Here is a 16,708-nt window from a genome sequence, read left to right on the forward strand (position 1 = left end):
CTGGCCGTCGCGCGGTCGGCGCGCAAACTGGTCGCCGGGACATGCCGCAGCAAAGTCAGCAGGAAACGCTCGAGGTCGATCTGATCCGCAGCCTTTTCGAGGCGCTCGGACCTGTGATCATCATGTCCGCGGGGTTCATCGCCGCGGGCGGCCTGATCGTCTGGGAAACGCGCGATCCGATCCTCGCACTGCTGCTCGTCGCCGGCACCATCGTCTCGCTCGTGCGGCTGGTCGTCATGATCGTTTCACGGCCGGAAGCCTTGAGCGCGAACCTGTTGATCGATCGCGCGCGGTTCCTGCAGCGCCGCTTCACCTATTCCTATTTCGGCTTCGCCAGCCTGCTCGGCATGTTCGGCTATCGCGCGTTGCAGCTGCCGTTCCCCAAAATCCATATGCTGACGATCTGCATGCTGGTGGGCTACGCGGCCGGTGTGGCCGCCAACGCCTGCCTGCGGCCACGGATCGCGATCCCGAGCATGCTGGTCGCAGTGGTGCCGGCGTTGACAGCGGCGCTTGCCCAGCCGGACCTCGTCTATTGGACAACCTCAATGCTGGCCAGCGCCTTCCTGAGCGGGGGCGTGAGATCTGTCCGCGCACGCCATGCCCGTGCCGCGCGAAGCATCAGCCGGCGCCTCGCCTTCTCGACACTCGCGCGGCAGGACGGGCTGACGGCGCTACCCAACCGGCTAGCGCTGCGCGAATGGTTCTGCGAACGGGTGACCGACGCGGAAAATCCCGGGACGATCGCAGTCCACTTCCTCGACCTCAACGGCTTCAAGCCGGTCAACGACTGCTTCGGCCATCCCATGGGCGATGCGCTGCTGGTCGCGGTAAGCCGGCGAATCGTCGGCCTGATTCGCCCTACGGACACGGCCGCCCGGCTCGGCGGCGACGAATTCGCCGTCCTGCAATGCGATATCGCGAGCGCCGACGAAGCCGCGCTGATGGCCAAGCGACTGGTCGCCGCCATTGCCCAGCCCTATCGCATCGACCATCAGACCATCGAGATTTCGACCTCACTCGGCTATGTCATCGCCGAGCACGGTGCCGAGGATCTCGAGTGCCTGTTGAGCCTGGCCGACGAAGCGCTCTATGCCAGCAAGCGCGCGGGCAAGGGTGTTACCCGCTGGGATCCGGGCCTCATCGATATGGAACGGGCCGCGGCATAGAATTCGAGCGTCGGCGCGGCCCAGTCGTGCTTGACTTTCGCACCGCGTTGCCTCAAGGGGCCTGCCTTCCGGGCGGCGAGCTTTCGCCGCTCTCATCGTTTTCAGGCGCCGCCTGCCGCGGCCATTGTTGAGAGTTTAGGATAGCGCCATGGCGAAGCCCGCAACCGTCAAGATCCGTCTGGTCTCGACCGCCGACACCGGCTTTTTCTACGTCACGAAGAAGAATCCGCGGAACACGACGGAAAAGATGACCTTTCGCAAGTACGACCCCGTCGTGCGCAAGCACGTCGAGTTCAAGGAAGCCAAGATCAAGTAAGGTTCAGCGCGAGTTCAAGGCGCTGACCATAGGGGGCAGTGCATGAACAGCGTGATCCGAATCTTGAGCAAGACCGCTTGCGCCGCCGCTTTGGCGGCGCTTGTCGTTTCTGTCCCACCCGTAACGCAGCCCGCGGCCGCCCAAGCGCAGGCTGGCACGCTGGACCAGGCCGTCACGGCCTTGCGCGCTATCTCAACGATGCGCGCGGACTTCACCCAGACCGACCGCAACGGCCAGCGCGTCACCGGCGTGATGACGCTGAAGCGCCCGGGCCGCATCCGCTTCCAGTACCAGCAAGGCGTGCCGCTGCTCATCGTCTCCGACGGCAAGGCGCTGACGATGATCGACTACGAAGTACGCCAGGTGCAGCGCTGGCCGATCAGCAACAGCCCGCTCGGCGCACTGCTGGATCCCAACCGCGACGTCGCACGCTATGGCACGCTGCAGCAGACCGCCGATCCCAATGTCATCAGCATCGAAGTGCGCGACCGCTCGCATCCCGAGTACGGGGTCATCACGCTGATCTTCGTGCGCAAGGCTTCGGCCCCCGGCGGCCTCGAGCTCGTGACCTGGGTGGCGCTCGACTCGCAGAACAAGCGGACCACGATCCGGCTCGCAAACCATCAATATGGATTGGCCGTTTCCGACAACGCGTTCAGGTGGAATGACCCGCGCCAACCGTCTCGTCGATGAGGGACAACGCGTCACCGCACGGCGTGCGGGGGATGCGACAAACCGCGACACTTAAGCGGTGGTTGTTCACTTGGCAGAAAGCACAAATGGCCTACATATACATCTGTCAACGCGGCCTGAGGCGGGTTCCCCCCCTGTTGCCCGCGCCTCCTGGTAGGCCGCATTGACAAGCGTGACGAACGCAAAAGGAACCCTCGTCCCTCTTGCCCCCGGGACGAGGGTTTTCTTTGCCCGCCGCCTAGAACGACGGCGGCGCATCTACTTTCAGTCCATGCACTGGAAAAACGGGATCGCGACACCTAAAGGCCACAGATGGTCAAGATCGCTACCTGGAACATCAACTCCGTCCGCCTGCGCGCGCCGCAGGTCGAGCGCTTCCTTGTCGAGCAGGCGCCCGACGTGCTGTGCCTGCAGGAAATCAAGACGATCGAATCGCTGTTCCCGCACGATGTCTTCGAGAAGCTGGGCTACACGCACCGCGCGGTGCACGGGCAGAAGGGCTACCACGGGGTCGCCACGGTCAGCAAAATCCCGCTGCGAGAGTTCAGCCGGCACGACTGGCAGGACAACGGCGAGGCCCGCCACGTCGGGGTCGAACTGCTAGGGCCGGGCCAGGGGATGATCCTGGAGAACGTCTATATCCCCGCGGGCGGCGACATCCCCGACCGCGCGCTCAATCCCAAGTTCGGCCAGAAGCTCGACTTCCTCGAGCGGATGACCCGCTGGGCTGACAAGCTCGACCGCCCGACCTTGCTGGTCGGCGACTTCAACATCGCCCCGCTCGACTGCGACGTCTACGACCACAAGGCGCTGCTAAAGGTCGTCAGCCACACGGCGATCGAGATCGAGACCCTGGGCAAGCTGGGCGACGCGCACGGCTGGGTCGACCTTGGCCGCAAGCATATCCCCGCGCCCGAACGCAACTGGACCTGGTGGTCCTACCGCACCTTCTGGCAGGAGAAGGACCGCGGCCGCCGGCTCGACCACATGTGGGCCTCGCCGGACCTCGCCGCGCAGTCGGTCTCGCACCGCTTCGTCGAGGAGACTCGGCGCTGGGACCAGCCTTCGGACCACGTCCCGCTGATCACGGAGTTTGCGCTTTGACCTCTCCGGCCCGCCGGGTTGCGCTCGCGATCGACGCGCTGCGCCATGGCTGGCCGATCGTCGTGGGAGACTCGTTCACGCTCCTGCCAGCCGAGACGGGTTTCTCGGACGGTACGCAAGCAAGCCGCATGCTGATATCGGCGGCGCGCGCGGTGACGCTCAAGCTCGCCAACCAGCTCGAAGCCGCGGTGCCCGACGCGCCGGTGCTGATTCGCGCGGCCGACCCTTTCGATCTCGCTGGCGCGCGGGCTGTGGCCGACCCGGCGCTCGACCTGCTCTACCCGATGAAAGGGCCCTTCGCGGCCGATCACCTCGATCACCCCGAGGCGGCGCGCGCGGCGATGGAATTGGCCCGGCTGGCCGGCGTGCTGCCTGCCTTCCTCGTCGATCCGGCTCCGGTCGGCGAGGCACAGGCGGTTTCCGCGGCGGACCTCGCCGACTGGAAGGACACAGCGCGCCTTACGATCGCGGCGCGGGCACACCTGCCCGTTGCCGCCGCCGAAGATGCCGAGATCGTCGCCTTCCGTTCGGCCGACGACCTTCGCGAGCATGTCGCGCTGGTCATCGGCAAACAGGACGGCGACCGCGCGCCGCTGGTCCGGCTCCATTCCGAATGCCTAACCGGCGACATCCTCGGCAGCCTGAAATGCGACTGCGGCCCACAGCTCGACGCGGCGCTGGGCGCCATGGCCGCGGAAGCCGCGGCGGGCGGCTGGGGCGTGCTACTCTACCTGCGCCAGGAAGGCCGCGGCATCGGACTGATCAACAAGCTGCGCGCCTATCGCCTGCAAGACCAGGGCTTCGATACGGTCGATGCCAACAACCGCCTCGGCCTGCCGACCGAAGCGCGCGACTTCCCGGTGGCGGCGCGGATGCTCGAACTGCTGGGCGTCCATGCCATCCGGCTGATGACGAACAATCCCGAGAAGGTCCGCGCGCTGGAGGCCGAGGGCGTCAAGGTTGCCCAGCGCGTCGCACACCAGTTGCCGGCGAACCCGCACAACGCCCGCTATCTCGATACCAAACGCGATCGCTCGGGCCATCTGCTGACGTAACAAAGTTCATCGGCGCTCGTCGGGACCGCGACGCTTTGCGCGTCGGGGTGAAGGGTGGCGTTATGGGGCACACGCCAGGGGATCGAGTACCCCTCTCCCTCTCTTGCGGACGGTCCCTCCCCGGCCAGGCCGGGGAACTGAAATCGAGCGAGACTTTGGGAGGGCGGAGCCGGAGGTCCAGGCCGGCTCCGCCCGGGCGGGCGGTGCTAGACCACCCACCAGATGATGAAGCAGACGGCGAGCCCGACTGCGGCCGCGAAGGCCAGTCCCTTCATCACGTCCTGGAGCGTCATCCGATCGATATGATCGGCGCGGAAACGGTTATAGGATTCGGCGATCGCCTCGTTGCTGGCGAGCATTGCGACATCGAGTGCCGAAGCCTCCTTGCGGAACCAGTGAATGAGCCCGCCGAGGCTCTCGTTGCTGACATGCGGATAGTCGGCGAGTGCAGCTTCGATCTGCATGCGCCGGGCGGCCACGGCCGCGCTGTCTTGCGAATTGCTCATGGAAATGTCCTGATCTTGTAATGCTTTGCGTGCGCAAAGCTGCGCACGGGCGACAAAAATCAGGCGAGCGGCGGTGCTCGCGGGGCAGGTTTCCAGGAACGGATTTCGCGGATCGGCGGCCCGGTCGAATCAGGGCACGGCGGCGGCCCATCGGCCAGTACGGCCGTCGCGGCCAGCGGGCTGTCGATCGCTGCGGCAAGCGGCACGAGCGGCTGCGGCGTGACAGCCTGCCGCTGCACCTTCTCGCCGCGCTGGACGTAGAGCGCGACCTCGTAAGTCGCTGCGGAGAAAGCCGAACCGCTGGTCTTCTGCGAAGTCGGCGCGGCCGAAGCCGTCGCCTGCAGGCCGATCGTGGCCAGCAGCAGGACCACCCAGAGGCGGACGAGCTTCAGCGAGGGCAGGCGAGCCAGCATGGGACCCCGATAAGGCGGCCAGCCTGAACGGGCAATGAAAAGCGGCTCAGCGCCGGTCGGTGCGCTTCAGCCCCTGGCCGAGCGCGTTGGGTCCGATCGCCAGCTTGTCGCCCGACCAGTCGGCGACGAAAGTGCTTTCGCGCGAGAGGCCGGGAACGAAGCGCGCGTCGTTGTTCTCGATCGTCAGGCCGTTCGAGCTGTGCGCCTTGCCCTCGGCGGCGACCGCGATGAACGCAGAGTAGTTCTCCTTGTCCTCGCCCTGGACGAACCAGTTGCCCGAGATCGTCCCCGTGGCGCCGCCCGACAGGTCGATCATGTAGTTCGTCGCCTTGCCGTGCGAATCGTCGAAGCTCGAATTGAACACGCCGATGCGCTGCGCGCGGCTCTTGAGATAGTGCCCGCCGCGCCCGGCCTCGAAACGACTGCGCGTGACCGTGAGCGCACCGTATTCGCCGATGTAGAGCGAATGGGCGCAGCCGCCCGCGCCTTCGCAGGTGCCGAGCCGCGTGAAGGTCGATTTGTCGATGGTGATCGTCGCGGCGGGATCGTTGCCGCTGAGGATGCCCTGCTCGCTGTCGCGGAACCAGGTCTGCGACACCGCGAGGTTGCCGTGTTCGAGCCGGATGCCGGCGCCGTTCATGTCGGGCACGTGAATGTTGGCGAAGACCAGGCCCTCGATGTGGGCGGCGCGGCCGCGCAGCACCAGCGCCGCCTTGCCCTCGCAGGCGACGCCTTCGAGGATCGATTGCCCGGGCACAGCCGCCGTGTAGGTGATATCGCCGGCCTCCTGAATCGCGCAGTCGGCGAAGCGCGCCGGGGCGAAGCGGATCGTCGCGGTCCCGCCGCCGATCGCACTCACCGCATCCTGCAGGCGCGTGAAAGTGCGGCCGCTCTCGACGATCGTGTAGGGCGCGGACTGCGGCTCGGCAGTCGCCGGACTGTCTGCGAAGACGAGCACGGCGGCGGCGAGAAGGACACGGAGCGAGGGTTTCATAGGCGCGCTTCTATCGCTGTAACCTTCTGCGAGCACGCGTGATTCCGGGCGCGTCCAACCTCGGCACACAGTGCGGCGAAAGGATTAACCGGTTGACAAGCCGGGCCCGGACCGCTTGCCGCGAGAACATGACTTCGCAGACGCCCGCGGCCCGCCGCTACGACTGGACCTGGCGGCATTTCGCGGCGCTGATCGGCGGCAACATCGCATTGGCGCTCGGCCCCTGGTCGGTCCGGCTGTCCGATGCCGGGCCGGTGGCGACCGGGTTTTGGCGGCTGACTTTGGCCCTGCCCTTTCTCGCGATCCTTGCTCTGAGCAATAGCCAGCGACTGACCGGCTTCAAGCGGCGGACCTGGCTGGCGATGATCGGCGCGGGACTGTTCTTCGCCGCCGACCTCGCCGCCTGGCACCTCGGCATCAAAGGAACGCGGCTCGGCAACGCCTCACTGTTCGGCAATGCCGGCAGCCTGATCATCATGGTCTGGGGCGTCGTCGCGCTGCGCCGGATGCCAACGCTTGGCGAGTGGCTGGCGCTCGTGGCCTCCTGCGCTGGCGCGGCAATCCTGTTCGGGCGCAGCCTGGAGATCAGCACCGCGACGCTGGTGGGCGACCTGCTCTGCCTGCTCGCGGGGTTCTTCTACGCCTTCTACATCCTGCTGCTGCAGAACGAGCGCACGCAGCTCGGCGGCTGGTCGCTGTTGTTCTGGTCGAGCGTCACCGGTTCGCCGCTGCTTCTGGGCTTCGCGCTGTGGCTGGGCGAGCCGATCCTGCCGCACCACTGGTGGCCGGTACTGGCGCTGGCCTTCGGGAGCCAGATCATCGGCCAGGGCTTGCTGGTCTATTCGCTGCGCCATTTCCCGCCGCTGATCATTGGGCTGATGCTGCTGACCCAACCCTCGATCTCGGTCCTCGCCGGCTGGTTCGCCTTCGACGAGACGCTGACCGTCTGGGACGGCCTCGGCATGGTGCTGGTCGCCGCCGCGCTGGTGCTGGCGCGCGCAGGCGAGAAGCCGGCCTAGTTCGCCGCGATGAAGCCCAGAATCTCGGGCGCGAGCTGCGGGTAGAGATCGAAGACCGAGCCCGGCGTCTTGCCCGTGAACCGTTCCATGAAATCGGCATCAGACCAGGGCGACGGCAGGTAGATTGTGCCCGGGATCATCTGCGCGACGATGTCCGAGACCGCCTTGGGATGGATATCGTCGTTGCCCTCGAACAGCAGCGTGGGAAGCGTGATCGACCGCAGTTCCTCGTTGCTGGCTCCGGTCAGGTCGCTGCCCGGCCGGAAATAAAACGCACCCATCCAGCGCTTCATCACGGCGATGAAGGCATCGGGATCCATCGCCAGCATGCGCTCGCAATTGGCCGGGTTCTCGGCGATGCGATCGGCCCAGAACGGCTGCTGGCTGACCGCCGCCATGCCCCCGCCCAGCGCGGCCATGATGTAGGGCGCGTGATAGCTGAAGCCGAGGAAGGTCGAGGCATATTGCCCGCCCGAAGCCGACCACAGGAGCAACCCGCGCGCGATCTCCGGCCGACGCAGCGCCGCGATTACCGAAGTGCGGCAGCCCGCCGATCCGCCCGCCAGCCAGGCCGGCCCGCGGCCGAGGTGCATGATCAGGCCGGCAAGATCCTGCGCCCAAATTTCGGACTCCGATTCCCCGCTGAACCAGACGTCGCTCGCGCCCGCATTGCGCCGGTCCCAGGTAACGACGCAGGTGTGCTCGGCCAGCGCATCAGCCAGTCCAGCGACCGCCTCGCCCCTCTCGCGCCCGCCCGGCGTCAGGACGATCAGCGGACCTTCACCGCGGATCCGGTATTCCAGGTTGCAGCCATCGGGCGTGACGAACCGCGGCACGGTGCTAACGCTTCAGCATCTTGAGCACGGGCAACGGGTTGAAGTACTCGGCGTGCTCGACGACCTTTCCGTCGCGCACCCGCGTCAGCATCACGTAGTCGTTGCCGTAGGGTACATCGCCATCCATCAGCACGTCCGAGCGCGCCGTGGTGACGAAGAGCTCGGGATCCTCGGTCGCGAGAATGACCACGTCGAGCCAGTCGAAGCGCTGCTTGCCCGCCCAGTGGTGCGACAACATCTCGCGCGCCGCCTCGAAGCCTCGCACTTCCTCGGTTACGCCGGGAGGCGCGTAAGGCAGGCGAAAGACGAGATCATCGGAGGCCTTGCCTTCCCAGGCCTCGGCCGGGCCCATCGCGGTGATCTGCATCCATTCGCGGATCAGGGCCTTGGTATCGCTCATGCTGCCGTCTCCCGCTTTTCCGCGCCTTCGATCGCCGCGAGCAATCGCGACGGCGACAGCGGCAGGGCTAGTTCCAGTTCGCCGAACGGCGCCAGAGCATCGCTGATTGCATTGGCCAGGGTCGGCGGTCCGATGATCGCCCCGCCCTCGCCCACGCCGCGCATGCCGCCGATCGTTGCCGAGGGGGTGTTGGCGTGGAGATATTCGAAGTCCGGGATGTCGGTATAGGCCGGCATCAGGTAGTCCTTGAACGTCGCCGCCAGCGGATTGCCGCGCCCGTCGTAGGGCATCTCTTCGAGCAGCACTTGGCCGATCGCCTGAGCGAGCCCGCCGGCGATCTGGCCTTCGACGATGCCAGGATTGATAATCGTCCCGCAGTCCTCGGACGATATCCAGCGGTTGATCTTGACGAAACCGGTATCCGCATCGACCTCGACGAAACAGGCGTGCGCGGCGCTGGTGAAGGTCATCGGCGGCGGCTGATAGCGGTATTGCGCCTCCAGGCCGGTTTCCATGCCTTCGGGCAAGCGGAATGGTTCGCCGTGCGCGATCTCGGCGACTTCGCGCAGCGACCGGCTCATCTCGGGCGCGCCCTCGATATGGATCATCCCGTTCTCGATTTTGATCGTCTCGGCGCTGGCGTTGTAGAGGTGCGCGGCGATGCGCTTGACCTTGTCCGCCAGCAGCTCGGCCGCACGCCAGCTGGCGCCGCCGCCGATCACGCCCTGGCGGCTGCCGCCGGCACCGGGCGAATAGGAGCCGGCCGAGCTGTCGCCCTCGAACACCGTGACGTCCTCGTAGGCGACGCCGAGCCGGTCGGCGATGACCTGCGCCATCGTCGTCGCGGTGCCGTGGCCCTGCGAGTGGGTGGTGAGCACGGCGCTGACCTTGCCGGTCGGCTCGATACGTATCTGCGCGGTCTCGCCGGTCAGCGGCGTCATGATGCCGGCAACGGCGGTCGGCTCGATATAGGTGGTGATGCCGAGGCCCAGGTAGCGGCCTTGCTTGCGCGCCTCCGCCTGTTCCTTGCGGAAGGCCGGCACGTCGATATTCGCCAGCAGCTTCTCCAAGCATTCGTAGGGCGTGATGTCGGTCACCGTGAGATCGAAGCCCGTGGTCATCGGCTGGTCGGCAGCTGTAACGAGGTTGCGGCGGCGGATCTCGATCGGATCGATGCCGATCTGCCGCGCCGCCTTGTCGAGCAGGGTCTCGCGGATCAGCGATTCTAGCGCCCAGGGACCACGATAGCCCCCGAGGCCCATCGTGTTGGTGTACCAGCCGCGCGTGTGGAAGCTGTAGGCCGGCATCTTGTAGGCCGGCCACATGAACATGTGCACGGCGATGTTGCAGTCCTCGCCCATCGGCCAGGCGCCGTTGTTGATGCTGCAATCGCCGTGCGCCGCCAGCAGCCTACCCTCGGCGTCGAAGCCCGCGGTCAGTGTGATCTCCTGCTCGCGCGCGTGGCTCGACGCGGTCAGCGATTCGAAACGATCCTCGATCCACTTGAGCGGGCGCTTGAACAGCTTGGCAGCGACGATCACCGCCATCTCCTCGCGCCAGGGCATGTTCTTGAGCCCGAAGGCGCCGCCCACGTCCTTGGCGATCACGCGGATCGCCTCCTGCGGGACCCCCAGCACGGTCGAGACATAGCGCGCGACGAAATGCGGGCTCTGGCACGAGATGTGGATCAGCAATTCCTCGGCGCCGTCGAACGAGGCGACGCAGCCGCGCGCCTCCATCGGCGACTGAGCGATGCGCTGGTGGTCGATCCGCTGGGTGACGACGTGCGCCGCCTTGTCGAGGATCGCCTGGACCGCCTCGGGGATTTCGGCCGCGCCCATTTCCTGCGTGCAGTTGGATTCGGTGCCCGGATGGACCAGCGCGCCGGTCTGCGCGTCGGTGATCGTCACGACCGGGTCTTCCTCGGCAATCTCCAGCTCGACCAGTCCGGCCGCGTCCTCGGCTATCGCACGGCTTTCGGCGATGACCATGGCCACAGGATCGCCGACGCAGGCCACGCGCCCGTTCGCCAGCAGCGAAATCGGCGAGGCGATCGGCGTGAAGAAATAGGTCATGAACTGGACCGGGACGACGCTGAGGTCCTCGTGCGTGTAGATCGCCTGGACGCCGGGCAGCGCGCGCGCCGCATCGAGGTTCAGCGATACGATCCGCCCGCGAGCGGCGGGCGAGCGGACGAAGACGCAGTGGAGCAGGCCTGGCATGCGCACGTCGTCGGTGTACTGCCCGCGCCCGGTCAGCAGCCGTGCATCTTCCTTGCGCGGCGCACGCTCGCCGATCATCCGGCGGAAGGGGACGGAAGCGTTCATGCGTGCTCTCCCGCGGGCTGGGCGACGCCGGCGATCTGGCGGATCGCGCGGCGGATGCCCTGGTAGCCGGTGCAGCGGCAGATATGGCCCGACATCGCCGCTTCCAGCTCCGCGACGCTGGGCTTGGCCCCATTCGCGCTCAGCGCCGCGAAAGTGATGACCACGCCCGGCGTGCAGAAGCCGCACTGCAGCCCGTAGTTGTCGCGCATCGCCTGCTGGACCGGGTGCAGCGTACCGTCGGCATCGGCGAGGCCCTCGACCGTCGTAACCGCACAGTTGTCAGCTTGGACCGCCAGCATCAGGCAGGACCGCACGGCCTTGCCCTCTACCATGACCGTGCAGGCGCCGCAGACGCCGTGCTCGCAGGCAAGGTGCGTGCCCGTGTAGCCGAGCCCTTCGCGCAGGAACTCGCCCAGCGTGGTACGCGCCTCGACCGAGGCGCTGTGCCGATGACCGTTGACGGTCAGTTCGATGCGATGTTCGCTCATGATCTCTCCCTCGGCCCGGACGCTACCAATTCGCCGGCATTCGTGCGAGCCTTCAAGCTTGGAACATCTCGCAGCTCCGGTCTTGAACCACAGATAGCGAGAATCCGGGAGAGAATCCGATGACTGACCGCAACCAGCGTTTTGCCGGCCGGCGCATCTACCTGACTGGCGCCGCTTCGGGCATCGGCCGCGCAACCGCGCAGATCCTTGCGCAAGGCGGCGCCAAGCTGGCGCTGGTCGACGTGAACGAAGCGGGCCTGAAGATAGTCGCATCGGAGACCGGCGGCGTGGTCTTGCCCACGGACCTACGCGACGGCGCGGCGATCGATCGTTCAGTGGCGCAAGCGGCCGAACAACTCGGCGGGCTCGACGGTGTGGTCAACTGCGCCGGGGTGCCTTCCGGTGGCCTGATCGATCAACTCTCGCCCGATGAATGGGACCGCGTGGTCGCGATCAACCTGACTGCGCCCTACCGCGTCTGCCATGCGGCCGTGCCGCTCATGCGGGGCGAGGCGAACGGATCGATCGTCAATGTCGCGAGCGGCGTAGGCCTGCTGCCGACCGCTGCCGGCGCCACAGCCTATGCCGCTTCAAAAGGTGGGCTGATCGCCTTCACCCGCGCACTTGCCAAGGACGTAGGCCCAAGCATCCGCGCCAACTGCGTCTGCCCCGGCGTCGCCGAGACGCCGATGACCGAACGCATCCTCCACAGCCAGGACGAGGCCAGCGCTGCAGCGTTCGTCGCGCAATATACGCTGAACCGCGTCGCGGATGCTGCCGAGATCGCCGAAGGCATCGCCTTCCTGCTCAGCCACGAGGCATCGTTCGTCACCGGCAGCACGCTGTCGGTCGACGGCGGCCGCGTGTTCCATTGAGCTAACAATCTCATTATGGGCGCGCGGATGCTCGATCCCCCCGCGCCTTGCTGCCTTCACGCTGGTCACCGGCGCGACGAGCCTCGTTCCGGGGCCGCAGATGCTGTTCGTGCTGACCCAGACCGCCTGGCGCGGCCCCCGTGCCGGTCTGGGCGCGCTGGCGGGGCTGCAACTCGGCAACCTGAGCTGGTTCATCCTCGCCGGCCTCGGGCTCGGCACACTCGCCGCCACCGCCCCGCACGCGTTCACGGCGCTCGCAGCGGCGGGAGCGCTCTACCTCGCTTGGCTAGGCATTCAGGCGATTAGAGCGGCGGGACACAGCGCGGAGGAGGACGATGCGCCGCGGCAGGCTCCGGCCCGCGGACTGCGCGACAGCCTGGCCGTCGCGCTCAGCAATCCCAAGTCGCTGGTCTACGTGCTCGCGCTGCTGCCGCCCTTCGTCGATCCGCGCCAGCCGGTCGCGCCGCAACTCGCCATACTGGCCGCGATCGCGATCACCTGCGACACGCTGATCGGCTCAGCCTATGTCGCGGCTGGCAGCAAGCTCGCGGCGGCGATGCAGCGGCCCGCGCTGCGCGCCCGGCTCGAATGGGGTGTCGGCGCGGTGTTCCTGATCATCTCTGCGGCGGTGATCGCGAACCTGATCCGCAACGGCGGCCTCTAGAGCGAATAGCCCTCGCGCGTCAGCGGGGTCGAGGCGCCGGCGATGTCGAGCAACACCTTGCCCGCATCGATCTGCGCCTGCTCGCTGTTCAGCACGTGGGCCGAGCCCGCCATGATGTCGCGGATGCAGCGCTGGATCGCATTGCCGTTGCGCACCGCCCGCGTGGTGCACGAGGCGAAGGCTGCCTGGGCGATCCGCTTGGCGACGGTGAAGGCGTGGCTGGTAGCGAGCTGGCCTTCGAGCCGCATCGCGGCGGTCACCTCGTCAGCCTCGGCCGCGTCGAACAGCACGCCGAAGGTGCGTCGGACATAGGCATCGGCCGCGCGCAGGTCGGCCGTGGCTCCGGCGAAATCGTGCTGGAAGGTTTGCATTTCGCTCATCAGCCCCGTCCCGCGCGCCTTGGTCGCCGCGAACAGGCGCCACTCGTCGAGCAGCCGCCGCGCCGCGCCGAGCGCGAACGAGGCGTGCGAGATGCAGGGGATCGCCATGAAGCCCATTCGGTAGAGCGCGCCGCCGCGGTGCTGCACCGGTGCCGTGGGATTGAAGAAGAAATCCTCGTGCAACACCTGCTCGTTGACCTGGAAATCGTAGCTGCCAGTGCCGCGCAGGCCGAGCACGTCCCAGTTGCCGAGGAAGGTCACGCTCTCGCGCGGGGCGAGGCCGATCAGCATCGTCGGCTGGCCGCCTTCGCCGAGCACCGGCTTGCCGCCCTCGTGCACGACATAGCCGCCGACCAGGAACTGCGCCGCGGCCGAACCCGAACCGAACGCATAGCGCCCCGAGATGCGATAGCCGTCGCCGACGCGCTCGGCCTTGCCCGTCGGCGCGGCCTGCCCCGCCGCCAGTGCGAACCGGCCGTTCGGAAAGATCAGCTCAATCGCGCGCGGCCCCAGGTAAGCGCCGGCTACCGCGCCGCCAGTCATCACCGCATGGCCGAACCAGCCGGCCGAGCCGTCCCAATAGGACAGCTCGCTGATCGCATCGATCACGTCGCCGGGATGCGCCTCTCCGCCGCCGAGCTCGCGGGGCGCCATGATCGCGAAGAGGCCCGCCTCGTCGATCGCCCGCACCACTGCGGGCGACAACTCGGTGGCGGTCTCGGCCTCGGCCGCGGCGGCGTCGATCATCGGGCCGAGCGCGCGGGTGCGTTCGAGCCAGGATAGCGCAGTCGACATCTCGTCTCCCTTTATTCTGTCGGCGCTTCATGCCTATCCGCGGGCGAATGCGCGAGGCCGCGCGTCCAATCTCCCGCGCCTCTTCCCCAACCGACAAGACACGATGCTGGAACAGTCTCGCGTTCTGTCCAAACAAATCCGCTGCGTGCCAGGCGCCGCCCGATGTATAGCCTGAGAGCGATAAAAACCGGGAAAATGCCGGAGAGGATACCGACATGCAGCATCTCGCAGAACTCGATCTCCACTACCTGGCCTGGAACGAGCCCGGCTTCGCCGCCGATCCCTATCCGCACTTCGCCGACGCGCGGAAGAAGCACCCGTGGATCGCCAAGACGGACAACGGCTACGTCGTGTTCGAATACAACGCGATCCGCGACCTGATGCTGCAGGATGACAAGATGCGCGCCTCGTTCGACGGCATCGTCGAGATCATGGGGGGCGCAAGGCACGCCCTGGGGCCGCTTCACCGAGGAACAGATGCTGGCCCTGCCCGCGCGCGAGCATCGCGTGCTGCGCGATACTTTCGCCGCGCGCTTCACTCCGCGCTTCGCCAACGGCGTCCGCCCGCTGATGCGCGAGACGCTGAACCGGCTGATCGACGAATGGGCCGCGGGCGGGTCGATGGATTTCGAGGAATTCTCGTCCTACTACCCGGTCTCGGTCATGGCGCAGTTGATCGGCGCGCCGCTTTCGGCGATCCCGGGCCTGCGTAAATCGCTCGAGACGATGGGCCTCGCTTTCAGCATGAACCCCGATCTCGAGCCCGCGCTGCAGGAAGCGATCGTTCATATCGACCAGTTCTGCCAGGGCCTGATCGACAACCGCCGCGCCAATCCCAAGTCCGCAGGCAGCGAGCCCGACCTGCTCGACATCCTGCTCGACGCCAGCCGCGAGGGCGGCATCTCGGACCGCCAGCTGACCGACCTGCTGATCTTCCTGTTCGTCGCCGGCTACGACACGTCGAAGAACGTGTTCACCTATCTGATGCACCTGCTGATCACGCACCCGGACATCTACAATCGCTGCGCCGAGGACATCGACTATTGCCGTAAGGCGGTCGAGGAAGGGCTGCGCTACTTCAATCCCAGCTCTGCCTTCCGCTTCACCGATGCCGACATCGAATACCGCGGCGTGGTCCTGCCCAAGGATACGATGCTGTTCTTCACGCTCAACATGTCGGGCCGTGATCCGACGCTGTTCGACCGGGCAGACACCTTCGATCCCGAGCGGCCGGTCGATCCCAAGAAGCGCCAGATCGCTTTCGGCCTGGGCAAGCACATGTGCCTCGGCCAGTACATCGCCCGCGCGCAGCTGCAAGAAGGCCTGCACCTCGTGGCGCAGCGGATTCAGGCGCCTCGGATTTCCGGCGAGATCGACTGGCGGCCGTTCCCCGGGATCTGGGGGCTCAAAGGATTACCGCTCGAATTCACCCCGGTTGCGCTGGAGCCCGCCTGAGGCCATGGCGCAATTCGGAGCAGAAACCACCACTGAGGACGTGCTTGCGGGCATCGACCTGACGGGCAAGCGCGTGCTCGTCACCGGCGTCTCGGCCGGCCTCGGCATCGAGACCGCGCGGGCCGCGGCGGCGCACGGCGCGCAGGTGATCGGCACCGCGCGCGACCTCGGGAAGGCGGCCACGGCGCTGGCGGAGCATAGCGAACTCGGCATCGAAGTGCTCGAATGCGACCTCGCCTCGCTCGCCAGCGTCCGCGGCTGCGCCGATGCGCTCCTGGGCCGCGACGAGGCCTTCGACGTGATCATCGCCAACGCCGGCGTGATGAACTGCCCATTCGGCCACACCGCCGACGGCTTCGAAACGCAGTTCGGCACCAACCATCTCGGCCATTTCGTCCTGGTCAACCGGCTGGCGCCGCGGCTCAGGCCCGGCGGTCGCGTGGTGATCGTATCGTCGAGCGCGCACCAGTTCGCCGATGTCGATCTGGACGATCCGGGGTTCGAGAAGACCGACTACGATCCGATGGTCGCCTATGGCCGCTCGAAGACAGCCAATATCCTTTTCGCGGTCGAACTGGACCGGCGGCTACGCGGTCGAGGGATATGCGCGACCGCGCTGCACCCAGGTGGGATCATGACCGAATTAATGCGCCACACCACACCCGAAATGCTGCAGGACATGGCCGCCAAGGCCGCCGGGAATGCTGGCGCGCGGGTGAAGGTCAAGACCGTGCCGCAGGGCGCCGCGACCTCGGTCTGGGCTGCTTTCGTCGCGCCGGCGGAAGCGATAGGCGGGCGCTATCTCGTCGATTGCCAGGTGGCGGAGGTCGCTTCGGGTCGCGAAGGCGTGCAGGCCTATGCCTTCGACCCGGAGCGCGCCAAAGCGCTCTGGGCCAGAAGCGAGGAAATGGTCCGGGAGCGGTTCCCCGAGGCTTAGTGTCCCGGGTGAATCACCGCGTCGGGGAACTGGACCGTCCGGTTCAGCCGGTCGATAACCTCATCCATCGGCTCGACCACGGTGATGCTGCGCCCCTCGCCGAAGCGGATGCGCGTCCCCTCGGTGACCGACGAAATGAACGTGACCTGCGAGGCATTCACCGCGGTTGCGACGCGATCGGCGCTGATGAACTTCACGAACATAGGCAGGCTCTCCTTGTATGATCGGGCCGATGGTAACCGCTTGCGCCGCGTAAGCCAGCCGCAATCGTACGGCATGGTA

20 protein-coding genes are annotated in these 16,708 nt (G+C 66.9%); 10 read left to right on the forward strand and 10 right to left on the reverse strand.

Annotated features, from left to right (window positions below):
- The first annotated feature begins 41 nt into the window (after positions 1-41).
- The 5 genes from KRR38_RS37205 to ribA all read left to right on the forward strand — a co-directional run bounded on the left by KRR38_RS37205 (position 42) and on the right by ribA (position 4,337).
- Entirely contained in the window at positions 42-1,169 is a 1,128-nt protein-coding gene (locus tag KRR38_RS37205) for a GGDEF domain-containing protein (RefSeq protein ID WP_217403618.1), read from the forward strand.
- A 148-nt stretch (positions 1,170-1,317) separates the two neighbouring features.
- Entirely contained in the window at positions 1,318-1,485 is a 168-nt protein-coding gene (gene rpmG / locus KRR38_RS16540) for a 50S ribosomal protein L33 (protein WP_086490179.1), read from the forward strand.
- Between the two features lie 42 nt (positions 1,486-1,527).
- Complete coding sequence (locus KRR38_RS16545; RefSeq protein WP_217403620.1) at positions 1,528-2,178, forward strand: outer membrane lipoprotein carrier protein LolA; 651 nt, start codon at positions 1,528-1,530, stop codon at positions 2,176-2,178.
- A 312-nt stretch (positions 2,179-2,490) separates the two neighbouring features.
- A complete protein-coding gene (locus tag KRR38_RS16550; protein ID WP_217403622.1) occupies positions 2,491-3,282 on the forward strand; it encodes an exodeoxyribonuclease III in 792 nt (263 codons plus the stop codon).
- Positions 3,279-4,337, forward strand: coding sequence for a GTP cyclohydrolase II (ribA, locus tag KRR38_RS16555; protein WP_254514841.1), 1,059 nt, complete (start codon positions 3,279-3,281; stop codon positions 4,335-4,337). The genes KRR38_RS16550 and ribA overlap by 4 nt, the downstream gene beginning before the upstream one ends.
- Before the next feature lie 206 nt (positions 4,338-4,543).
- Here ribA and KRR38_RS16560 read toward each other — a convergent pair whose 3' ends face one another.
- The 3 genes from KRR38_RS16560 to KRR38_RS16570 are packed head-to-tail and all read right to left on the reverse strand — an operon-like array spanning position 4,544 to position 6,250.
- Positions 4,544-4,843, reverse strand: a complete 300-nt coding sequence (locus KRR38_RS16560) for a hypothetical protein (RefSeq protein ID WP_217403624.1) — start codon at positions 4,841-4,843, stop codon at positions 4,544-4,546.
- Between the two features lie 59 nt (positions 4,844-4,902).
- Positions 4,903-5,256, reverse strand: a complete 354-nt coding sequence (locus KRR38_RS16565) for a hypothetical protein (protein ID WP_217403626.1) — start codon at positions 5,254-5,256, stop codon at positions 4,903-4,905.
- Between the two features lie 46 nt (positions 5,257-5,302).
- The gene (locus KRR38_RS16570; protein ID WP_217403628.1) at positions 5,303-6,250 is read right to left on the reverse strand and encodes a right-handed parallel beta-helix repeat-containing protein; all 948 of its coding nucleotides are present in this window, start codon (positions 6,248-6,250) and stop codon (positions 5,303-5,305) included.
- Between the two features lie 128 nt (positions 6,251-6,378).
- Here KRR38_RS16570 and KRR38_RS16575 point away from each other — a divergent pair, with 128 nt between their 5' ends.
- The gene (locus tag KRR38_RS16575; protein WP_217403630.1) at positions 6,379-7,269 is read left to right on the forward strand and encodes a DMT family transporter; all 891 of its coding nucleotides are present in this window, start codon (positions 6,379-6,381) and stop codon (positions 7,267-7,269) included.
- Here the strand turns inward: KRR38_RS16575 and KRR38_RS16580 are convergent.
- Genes KRR38_RS16580 through KRR38_RS16595 form a run of 4 tightly spaced genes read right to left on the reverse strand, consistent with a single transcriptional unit; the run spans position 7,266 to position 11,320 of the window.
- Positions 7,266-8,105: an alpha/beta fold hydrolase gene (locus tag KRR38_RS16580; protein WP_217403632.1), complete on the reverse strand. Its 840-nt coding sequence runs from the start codon at positions 8,103-8,105 to the stop codon at positions 7,266-7,268. The two genes, KRR38_RS16575 and KRR38_RS16580, sit on opposite strands and share 4 nt — an antisense overlap.
- Positions 8,106-8,109: 4 nt before the next feature.
- A complete protein-coding gene (locus KRR38_RS16585) occupies positions 8,110-8,505 on the reverse strand; it encodes a nuclear transport factor 2 family protein (RefSeq protein WP_217403634.1) in 396 nt (131 codons plus the stop codon).
- Complete coding sequence (locus tag KRR38_RS16590; protein ID WP_217403636.1) at positions 8,502-10,832, reverse strand: xanthine dehydrogenase family protein molybdopterin-binding subunit; 2,331 nt, start codon at positions 10,830-10,832, stop codon at positions 8,502-8,504. The genes KRR38_RS16585 and KRR38_RS16590 overlap by 4 nt, the downstream gene beginning before the upstream one ends.
- On the reverse strand, positions 10,829-11,320 hold the full coding sequence (locus KRR38_RS16595; RefSeq protein ID WP_217403638.1) for a (2Fe-2S)-binding protein: 492 nt from the start codon (positions 11,318-11,320) through the stop codon (positions 10,829-10,831). The genes KRR38_RS16590 and KRR38_RS16595 overlap by 4 nt, the downstream gene beginning before the upstream one ends.
- 119 nt (positions 11,321-11,439) lie before the next feature.
- Between KRR38_RS16595 and KRR38_RS16600 the strand changes: the two genes are divergently transcribed.
- Together KRR38_RS16600 and KRR38_RS16605 are read left to right on the forward strand one after the other, a co-directional pair.
- On the forward strand, positions 11,440-12,195 hold the full coding sequence (locus KRR38_RS16600) for an SDR family NAD(P)-dependent oxidoreductase (RefSeq protein ID WP_217403640.1): 756 nt from the start codon (positions 11,440-11,442) through the stop codon (positions 12,193-12,195).
- Positions 12,092-12,859 (forward strand): LysE family translocator, encoded by a 768-nt coding sequence (locus KRR38_RS16605; protein ID WP_256449474.1) that lies wholly within the window; start codon positions 12,092-12,094, stop codon positions 12,857-12,859. Before KRR38_RS16600 ends, KRR38_RS16605 begins: the two co-directional genes overlap by 104 nt.
- On the opposite strand, the gene KRR38_RS16610 is transcribed toward KRR38_RS16605, so the two are convergent.
- Positions 12,856-14,034, reverse strand: coding sequence for an acyl-CoA dehydrogenase family protein (locus tag KRR38_RS16610; protein WP_217403644.1), 1,179 nt, complete (start codon positions 14,032-14,034; stop codon positions 12,856-12,858). The genes KRR38_RS16605 and KRR38_RS16610 overlap by 4 nt on opposite strands.
- Before the next feature lie 11 nt (positions 14,035-14,045).
- Complete coding sequence (locus tag KRR38_RS16615) at positions 14,046-14,501, reverse strand: hypothetical protein (RefSeq protein ID WP_217403646.1); 456 nt, start codon at positions 14,499-14,501, stop codon at positions 14,046-14,048.
- Between the two features lie 10 nt (positions 14,502-14,511).
- On the opposite strand from KRR38_RS16615, the gene KRR38_RS16620 reads away from it, so the two are divergent.
- Entirely contained in the window at positions 14,512-15,489 is a 978-nt protein-coding gene (locus tag KRR38_RS16620; RefSeq protein WP_217403648.1) for a cytochrome P450, read from the forward strand.
- A 4-nt stretch (positions 15,490-15,493) separates the two neighbouring features.
- Entirely contained in the window at positions 15,494-16,426 is a 933-nt protein-coding gene (locus KRR38_RS16625) for an SDR family NAD(P)-dependent oxidoreductase (RefSeq protein ID WP_217403650.1), read from the forward strand.
- Here the strand turns inward: KRR38_RS16625 and KRR38_RS16630 are convergent.
- Positions 16,423-16,629, reverse strand: a complete 207-nt coding sequence (locus KRR38_RS16630) for a hypothetical protein (protein ID WP_217403652.1) — start codon at positions 16,627-16,629, stop codon at positions 16,423-16,425. The two genes, KRR38_RS16625 and KRR38_RS16630, sit on opposite strands and share 4 nt — an antisense overlap.
- Positions 16,630-16,708: the final 79 nt, after the last annotated feature.

The sequence above is a fragment of the Novosphingobium sp. G106 genome, from assembly GCF_019075875.1.
Taxonomy (GTDB): domain Bacteria; phylum Pseudomonadota; class Alphaproteobacteria; order Sphingomonadales; family Sphingomonadaceae; genus Novosphingobium.